This window comes from Gordonia sp. (in: high G+C Gram-positive bacteria), from assembly GCF_049299075.1.
In the GTDB taxonomy this organism is placed as follows: domain Bacteria; phylum Actinomycetota; class Actinomycetes; order Mycobacteriales; family Mycobacteriaceae; genus Gordonia.
This window is the reverse complement of the sequence record NZ_JBAQWU010000007.1, coordinates 1-2,868: the sequence shown is the minus strand read 5'-3', so window position 1 is coordinate 2,868 and position 2,868 is coordinate 1. Positions and strand designations below refer to the sequence as shown.

Genomic DNA, 2,868 nt, shown 5'->3' with positions numbered 1-2,868 from the left:
TCGCCCGCAGTAGCGTGGTCTTGCCCGAACCGTTCGGACCGAGGACGGCGATGAACTCGCCGGGGTCAATGTCCAGATCGAGGTGGCGCCACAGGACGCGGTCGCCGATGGCGAGGCTGGCGTCGGTGAAGGAGATGGGTGGGGTCACGAGAGCTTCCACGTCAGGAGTTGAGGGCTTGTTCTAACTGCCCGATCTGACCGGACTGCCAGTCGAGGTAGCTGGTGACGCCTTCGGGTAGCGACTCGGTGAGTTCGACGACCGGGACCGATGAACGCCGGGCGATCTGCAGCACCGTGAGCGTAGCCGGGTCCACTGCCTGCGTGTTGTAGATCAGCGCCTTGATCACCTGATTCGTCAGCAGATCGGTGAACGTGGCGACGTCGGCGGCCGACGGTGACTGTCCGTTCTCCACCGCTGCGGCGAAGGCAGCGGGTGCGACGTCGACGAGGCCCGCCTCGGTCAGCAGGAAGGCCGACAGTGGTTCGGTGGAGCCGACTTTGGTGCCGTTGTGCGCCGCCTTGATCGCCGCCAAGCGGGCGCGCAGATCGGCGATGCCGCTGGTGAACTGGTCGGCGTTGGCTCGGTAGTAGTCGGCGTGTGCGGGGGCGACTTGCGATAGCGCCGCGGCCACCCGATCGGCGACCTGCGCCACCGCGGCCAAATCATAGAAGACGTGCTCGTTGGCGCCATCGTCGTGGCTGTGGTCGTCGCTGTGGTTGTGATCGCTGTGATTGTGACCGGCGTGGTCGGCGGCTGCGTCGTCGCCAAGCGCGATGGCAGTGGCGTTCACTGTGAGCGCGGTGGAATCTGCGGCCGCGGTCTCCACGTAGGCGTCGTAGTGTCCGCCGTTGAAGACCAGCACGTCGGCGTCTTGGATCTTGGCGGTGTCGGCCATGGATGGCTCGAACTCATGCGGGTCGGCGCCGGGGGTGTTGAACAGGGCGGTCACTTCGGCGTGTGCGCCGCCGACGGCGCTGGCGACCGAGCCCCAGACATCGGTGGAGGCGACGACTTGCGGGTGGTCGTTCTGTGGGGGGCCGCTGTCGTCGGCGCTGGTGCACGCCGCGGCGGCGAAACCGGTGACGGCGACCAGTGCGGCCGCGGCGAAGCGGCGCAGAGAGGGAGACATGGGGGACCCTTCGCGGTAATGACAATCGTTACCGACAGAGTTTACGGACGCGTCCCTCCCGGTACTAATGGTCAGCGGTGCATAGATCAGCCGGGGAAGAAGGGAACGTAGGTGGGTCGGCGCACGTAGTTCCCGGCCGCCCAGGTGATACCGCCCGGGTCGACAGCAAAGTTGCCGAAGCGGGCCAGCAATTCCGTCAGCGTCACCGTCGCCTGCATGCGGGCGGCGGCCGCACCCAGGCAGTGATGGTGCCCGTGGCTGAAGGTCAGCAGATTCCGGGGCCGTCGGGTGATGTCCAGCCGCTCGGCGTCCGGCCCGTACTCGTCGGTGTCGCGGTTGGCCGAGGCGTAGCAGAGCAATACCTTCTTGCCTGCTGGGATGGTCACCGGGCCGCGCGGGGTCTCGGCGTAGGTCACCGCGCGGGTGGTGGTCCGGGCCAGACCTTGCACCGGACAGGTCAGTCGGAGTAACTCCTCGACGGCCTCGGGGATCAATCCCGGGTCGTCGGCCAGCGCGCGACGTTGCTTCGGCGCGGCAGCGAGCAACGCCAGTCCGCCGCCAAGTAGGCCGGTGGTCGTATCGTTGCCGCCGGCCACCATGGTGAACGTGAACGCGAGGACGGCGAGCAGATCGTCGTCGGCCACCCCGGCCGAGACCAACTGCGAGACAGTGTCCTCGCCCGGATGGCTCCGGCGATAGTTCACCAGATCGGCGAAGTATCCGGCCATCTCGGCGGTGGCGGCCGCGGCCGTGGTCGCCGCGGCGCCCAGTCCGCCCGCCGACGTGGCTCCGACGATCGCCTCGGTCCATGCGTCGAAGTTGGCCCTATCGGACTCGGGGACACCGAGATAGTGCGCGACGACCATCGACGGCAGCGGTTTGAGTAGGCGGTCGACAATATCGGCAGGGTCGCCGGCCGGGGTCGCCGCGAGCTCGTCCAGCCGGGCCGTCACGAACGCCTGCACCTGCGGTTGCACCGCAGCCACCTGACGCGGAGTGAAGCCGCGGGCCACTAGGCGCCGGAAGGCGGTGTGCGCCGGCGGATCCTGCATCACCAGCGGCGGATGGTCGGCCATGCCGATGGCTTCAAGTTCCCCATAGGTGACGGTGAGCCCCTGCGCGGAAGAAAAAGTAGCCGCATCGGAGGCCGCCGCGAGCACGTCGGCGTGTCGGCTGAGCACCCAGTAGTCGCCGTCGGCGACGTAGTGGACGGGATCGTGGCGGCGCAGTTCCGCATACATGGAGAACGGCTCGTCCCAGGTGGCTTCGCTGCGCAAGACGAAAGCGGCTCGGGCCTGGCGGGAAAGGGGCATCTCCTCATGCTGGCGCAGGTACCGCACGGCGGTGGTGCATTCGCCGATCCGGGCGATCGTCCGGCCCCGGACGCGAAGCATGAAGAACATCGGTTCGGCAGTCTGCACGGTTCTGGCAACCCGGTGCCTGCGGCGTCTGCGCCGATCAGATTAGGCTGAGCCTATGACCGGTCTATGGAGGCCACGTCGGCTCGCGCTGATCTCAGTGCATACCTCGCCACTCGCCCAACCGGGCACCGGCGACGCTGGCGGGATGAACGTATACGTGTGGCAGACCGCGCAGCGGCTGGCGCGCCGGGGCATCGAGGTGGAGATCTTTACCCGGGCCACCTCGTCCGCCGACGACCCGGTAGTCCAGGCGGCGCCGGGAGTCCTCGTCCGGCATGTGGAAGCCGGACCGTTCGACGGACTGGACAAGCGTGATC

General features: G+C 67.9%; 4 protein-coding genes. 1 reads left to right on the top strand and 3 read right to left on the bottom strand.

What is annotated here, in order from left to right; genetic code table 11:
• From WAW85_RS00320 to WAW85_RS00310, 3 genes are all read right to left on the bottom strand, one after another.
• A partial coding sequence (locus tag WAW85_RS00320; protein WP_422557690.1) for an ATP-binding cassette domain-containing protein occupies window positions 1-136 on the bottom strand: 136 nt, incomplete at its 3' end.
• Window positions 137-161: 25 nt separating this feature from the next.
• The gene (locus WAW85_RS00315; RefSeq protein WP_422557688.1) at window positions 162-1,130 is read right to left on the bottom strand and encodes a metal ABC transporter solute-binding protein, Zn/Mn family; all 969 of its coding nucleotides are present in this window, start codon (window positions 1,128-1,130) and stop codon (window positions 162-164) included.
• 86 nt (window positions 1,131-1,216) lie between these two features.
• Window positions 1,217-2,443 (bottom strand): cytochrome P450, encoded by a 1,227-nt coding sequence (locus tag WAW85_RS00310; RefSeq protein ID WP_422557689.1) that lies wholly within the window; start codon window positions 2,441-2,443, stop codon window positions 1,217-1,219.
• 163 nt (window positions 2,444-2,606) lie between these two features.
• Here WAW85_RS00310 and WAW85_RS00305 point away from each other — a divergent pair.
• On the top strand, window positions 2,607-2,868 hold a 262-nt coding region (locus WAW85_RS00305), incomplete at its 3' end, for a glycosyltransferase (RefSeq protein ID WP_422557687.1).